This window comes from Deltaproteobacteria bacterium, from assembly GCA_009930495.1.
Lineage (GTDB): Bacteria > Desulfobacterota > Desulfovibrionia > Desulfovibrionales > Desulfomicrobiaceae > Desulfomicrobium.
Genome location: RZYB01000178.1, coordinates 1 through 4,841, shown reverse-complemented (window position 1 = coordinate 4,841; position 4,841 = coordinate 1). Strand labels below are relative to the sequence as shown.

Here is a 4,841-nt window from a genome sequence, read left to right as displayed (position 1 = left end):
AGGCCGTCATTGGCTCCCAGTTCCAGGATGACCAGGTCTGGTTTGTCCTGAAGGGACCAGGGCAGGCGGTCCAACCCGCCGCTGGAGGTGTCGCCGGACAACCCGGCGTTGGTGACCCGCACGCTTCGGCCCTTGGCGAGCAGGCGTTGTTCCAGGCGGGCGGCAAAGGATTCCGAGGGCGCCAGGCCGTACCCGGCGGTCAGGCTGTCCCCGAAGGCGAGAATATGCATGGGTGAACCTCCGCTGGCCGGTCGCGCCACGCAGAAAATGGCCGCGATGGCCAGGCAGCGGATAGCCGTGACAAGGATGGCAGACATGAACACTCCTTTGGTCGTGCTCGACGATGTGCACGTGACGCTAATCGCCGGCGCGGGGCCGGTCAACATTTTGACCGGCGTGAACCTGCGCGTGGGACGTGGCGAGACCCTGGCCGTGGTTGGGCCGTCGGGCTCCGGCAAGACGACCATGCTCATGCTCCTGGCCGGCTTGGAGCGGGCCACCTCGGGCCGGGTCGAGGTGGCCGGAACCACCCTCGACGATCTGGGCGAAAATGCCCTGGCCCGCTTTCGGCGCGAGCATCTGGGGATCGTCTTTCAGGCCTTTCATCTCATCCCGACCATGACCGCCCTGGAAAACGCGGCCCTGCCCCTGGAATTCGCCCACCATCCCCAGGCCCGGGCCCGTGCCCTGGAGGCCCTGGAACAGGTCGGGCTCGGACACCGCTGCAATCATTATCCGGCCCAGCTTTCCGGTGGCGAGCAACAGCGCGTTGCCCTGGCCCGGGCCTTCGCCCCCCGGCCTGGAATCATTCTGGCCGACGAGCCCACGGGCAATCTGGACGAGGCCACGGGCCAGCGGGTCATGGATCTGTTGTTCGCCCTTCAGGCCGAGGACAACACGACCCTGGTTCTGGTCACCCACGACCGGGCCCTGGCTGGACGGTGCGGGCGGCTGGCGACCATGCATTCCGGTCGCATGGAGGTGTCATGACCTGGCGGGACTGGCGTTTGGCCCTGGTGCTTTGCGGGCGGGAGCTGCGCGGCGGGCCGCGTGGCTTTGGCGTGTTTTTGGGCTGCCTGTTTCTGGGAGTGCTGGCCATCAGCGCCGTGGGTTCCCTGGGCCGCTCCCTGGAACAGGGCCTGGCCGGGGACGCCAAGGTCATCCTGGGCGGAGATGTCGGCGTCGCGTTGACCTCCCGCGACGCCAGTCCGGCGGAACGGGCCTACCTGGACGGCCTGGGGACCCTGTCCAAGACCCTGTCCTCGCGGACCATGGCCCGTGTCGGAGACGTGGGAAATGGTCCTGGGCCGCGGTCGGTGTTGGTGGAACTCAAGGGCGTGGACGATCTGTACCCGCTTTATGGGGCCCTGGAGATCGAGGGCGGGCAGGGGCCCGCGCGGGAGCTGTTGGCCCAACGCCGGGGCCTGCCCGGCGCCGTTGTCGACGAGGACCTGCTGGCCCGCCTCGGACTGGCGCTGGGCGACACGGTGCGCATCGGCGAAACCCGGTTCGAATTGCGCGGGATCATCCGACGCGAGCCGGATCGGATCATGGAATTTTTCAGCCTCGGGCCCAGGGTCATGGTCAGTACCGAGGATTTTTTGTCCACGGGGCTGGCCCGGCCGGGCAGCTTGTTCCGGGTCGAGTACCGACTGCGCCTGGACGGGGATCCGGCCACGCGGGTGGCGGAGGACATCCGGGCCGCCTTTCCCGATTCCGGGTGGCGGGTGCGTGATTACGCCCACGCCGCGCCCAGGGTGCGGGCCATGTTGGAACGATTGAGCGTGGATTTGACCCTGGTCGGCCTGGGCGCGCTTTTGGTCGGAGGGCTGGGCGTGGCCGGTGGCGTGCGCGGCTATCTCAATGGCCGGCTGACGCACATCGCGGCCATGAAGTGCATGGGCGGGCCGGGCCATGTCCTGTTTGCCGCGTATCTGGCGCAGGTTCTTCTTCTTGGTCTGCTCGGCGCCAGCGCCGGCATGGCCGCCGGCGCGGTCGTGCCCTGGATCGGGGCCCGCTTTTGGGCCGATATCCTCCCCATTCCGGCCCGGCCTGGAATCCATGCCGCGCCGCTGCTTCAGGCCGCCCTTTTTGGTCTGGTGACGACGCTGGCCTTTTCCCTGCCGCCGCTGTTTCGGGCCCTCATGGTTCGACCCTCGGCCATTTTTCGCGGATACATCGCTCTGGATACGGGCCGCGTGCCCCGGATTGCCCTGATCCCCACGGCCCTGGCCTTTGTCCTGCTGGCCGTCCTGGTTTATTGGTTCACGGACAATCCCAAACTTTCAAGCTGGTTCGTGGCCGGGACCATGTTCGCCGCCGTCCTGTTCACGGGTCTGGCTCGGGCCGTGCGCTGGCTGGCGGGCAAGGCGCCGCGTCTGCCCTGGGCGAGCACGCGGATCGGGCTGGCCAATATCCACCGCCCCGGGTCTCCCGGAGTGAGTCTGGTTTTTGCCCTGGGCTTCGGGCTGACCGCCCTGGTGGCCGTGGTGTTGGTCAATTCCAGCCTGAGCCGCGCCTTGAGCGGGGAAGTGGCCCAGGAGGCTCCCGCCTATTTCTTCATGGATATCCGGCCGAATCAGGTCGAGGACTTTCGTCGTCTGGTGGCCTCGGCTCCCGGCGTGACCCGTCTGGATCTGCGCCCCATGGTTCGGGGGCGCATCGTGCGCATCGCCGGAACGCCGGTGGAAAACGCCACCGTCGGCGAGGACGTGGCCTGGGCCGTGCGCGGCGACCGGGGGCTGTCCTACGCCGCCGACGTGCCTCCGGGCAGCGCCCTGGTCCGGGGAACATGGTGGGCCAAGGATTACTCGGGCGAGCCGCTTATTTCCCTGACCTCGGATTTGGCCCGGGGTTTTGGCGTGGACGTGGGCGACACCTTGAGCGTCAATGTCCTGGGACGCACATTGACCGGGACCATTGCCAGCATCCGCGACGTGACCTGGACCACCCTGGCCATGCAGTTCGCCATTCTTTTTTCTCCCGGAGTGCTGGAGGGCGCGCCCCAGACCTGGCTTGGCGCGGTTCATGGCCAGGATCTGGATCGAACCCTGTTCACCAGGGTCACGGAAGCCTTTCCGGACGTGGCCGTCATCACCGTGCGCGACGTGCTGGACAGCGCGGCGGTGCTCATGACGCGCATGGCCAGCGTCTTCCAGGCCATGGCCGCGGTGGCCCTGGCGGCCGGCTTCCTGGTTTTGGCCGGAGCCTTTTCGGCGGATCAGCACCGGCGAATCCATGACAGCGTTATCTACAAGGTATGTGGCGCGACACGGTGGGATATTTTGGCCATCCTGGTCGCGGAATTTTCCCTGGCAGGACTGTTCACGGGGTTGGGCAGCCTGGCCCTGGGAACCCTGACCGCCTGGGGCGTGGTTCAGGGGGTGCTGCACATGCGCTTTGTTCCGGATTTGGGTATTGGCCTGCTGACCGTGCTGGGCGGGGTCGGCGTGTCCCTGGTCATGGGGCTTCTTGGAACCTGGCGGGCCCTGGGCCGCGCGGCCGCGCCGTATTTGCGCAATGAATAGCACCCTGCTTTGGCGGGACATTCCCGTGACCGTGCGCCACAGCCAGCGGGCCAGACGGGTCTGGATCAAGGTCCACGCCGGCAAGGGCGTCGAGGTGGTTTTGCCCTTTCGCGTTTTTGGCGCGGAAGTTCCGGTCATTTTGGAACGCCATGGAGAGTGGATCGCCGCGCGTCTGGCCGATTTGGCCGCCAAGGGCGCGGCGCCGGGGCAGGATCTCGTGCCCGGGACCGTGAATTTTCCACTCGTCGATCGGGAATTCACGGTGGCGCGCGAGACTGCCGGGCGTCCGGAGCTGCGCGTCGAGGGCGGGGTGGTCCGCCTCTGGCTGCCACCCCGGCACGAAACAGCTGGAGTGCTGTTGCTGCAGCGCTGGCTGATCGCCATGGGCCAGGGCGTGCTCGTGCCCCTGTGTCGGGACGTTGCCGCCGAAGTGGGCATTCCCATTGCCGGGGTGGTGGTCCGCAATCAGGTCAGCCGTTGGGGCAGCTGTTCCGCCGCCGGCCGGATCAGCCTCAACGCCAAATTGCTTTTTTTGTCCGAGGATCTGGCCCGCCATGTCGTGCTGCACGAATTGGCGCATATCGAGCATCGTAACCACGGGCCGCGTTTTTGGGCCTGTCTGCGTCGGCTCGACCCCTTGACCGATTGTCACGAAACGCAACTGCGCCATGTCTGGGCCACGCTCCCGGCCTGGTCCAAATGGCGCCCATGAGCCAAGGAGATGAAGAGATGAAAAAGATGATGTTGCTGGCCGCGCTGGCCACGGTATTCGGATGCACCCAGGAAGCCCAGAACCAGCTGGGACGATCCATTCAAAATTGGACCGGCACCAACGGCGTGCTCGAAGTCTATGCCGGAGACAAGGTCGTGCGGCGCTTTCTCAAGATCGACAAGCTGTCCACGGCCTACGGTACCGCGGATCGCCAGGCCAGGACCTACCGCTTTGGGTACGGGGTGTTTGACGGTAATTTGAACAACCAGGCCGACGCGGGCGAGAAAAAGGTCTATTTCGAGCTGTCCGAATATTCGAATTATGTCTTTTTCGAACAGCCCTAGGGCGTGGGGATCCCGGATATCCCGCCAGTGTCCGGGCGTTGGTCTTTTGGGCATGCCGGTCGGCGTCGTTGCCCATGAACGGGAATAATCCCGGCCTGGTCGGATCGGAATGGTTCGTGGAAAGGGCGCGAAACACATTTGCCGTCCACACCGTGCCGCAGCGGAGAGTCGCGCGGTTTGGGGCGGGCATTGTCATCGCGGGGTGATTGCTGTAGGGAGCGGACGTTCCAGCCGTCTTTATTGTCAACAACCAGTGCA

Annotated in this window: 5 protein-coding genes; 4 read left to right on the top strand and 1 reads right to left on the bottom strand. The window is 66.0% G+C overall.

What is annotated here, in order from left to right:
* A partial coding sequence (locus tag EOL86_11950) for an arylesterase (GenBank protein ID NCD26286.1) occupies positions 1-317 on the bottom strand: 317 nt, incomplete at its 3' end.
* Here EOL86_11950 and EOL86_11945 point away from each other — a divergent pair.
* From EOL86_11945 to EOL86_11930, 4 genes are read left to right on the top strand one after another with little or no spacing between them, the layout of a single operon-like run.
* Positions 316-990: an ABC transporter ATP-binding protein gene (locus EOL86_11945; GenBank protein ID NCD26285.1), complete on the top strand. Its 675-nt coding sequence runs from the start codon at positions 316-318 to the stop codon at positions 988-990. The genes EOL86_11950 and EOL86_11945 overlap by 2 nt on opposite strands.
* Positions 987-3,527 carry an FtsX-like permease family protein gene (locus EOL86_11940; protein ID NCD26284.1) on the top strand — a complete coding sequence of 847 codons (2,541 nt, stop codon included), beginning with the start codon at positions 987-989 and terminating at the stop codon, positions 3,525-3,527. Before EOL86_11945 ends, EOL86_11940 begins: the two co-directional genes overlap by 4 nt.
* Complete coding sequence (locus tag EOL86_11935; GenBank protein NCD26283.1) at positions 3,520-4,239, top strand: DUF45 domain-containing protein; 720 nt, start codon at positions 3,520-3,522, stop codon at positions 4,237-4,239. The genes EOL86_11940 and EOL86_11935 overlap by 8 nt, the downstream gene beginning before the upstream one ends.
* A gap of 17 nt (positions 4,240-4,256) precedes the next feature.
* On the top strand, positions 4,257-4,583 hold the full coding sequence (locus tag EOL86_11930) for a hypothetical protein (GenBank protein ID NCD26282.1): 327 nt from the start codon (positions 4,257-4,259) through the stop codon (positions 4,581-4,583).
* Positions 4,584-4,841: the final 258 nt, after the last annotated feature.

Bases quoted from the DNA above. Each gene is read 5' to 3' on its own strand.
- EOL86_11945 (NCD26285.1), top strand. From the start codon at position 316: ATGAACACTCCTTTGGTCGTGCTCGACGATGTGCACGTGACGCTAATC.
- EOL86_11935 (NCD26283.1), top strand. From the start codon at position 3,520: ATGAATAGCACCCTGCTTTGGCGGGACATTCCCGTGACCGTGCGCCAC.
- EOL86_11940 (NCD26284.1), top strand. From the start codon at position 987: ATGACCTGGCGGGACTGGCGTTTGGCCCTGGTGCTTTGCGGGCGGGAG.
- EOL86_11930 (NCD26282.1), top strand. From the start codon at position 4,257: ATGAAAAAGATGATGTTGCTGGCCGCGCTGGCCACGGTATTCGGATGC.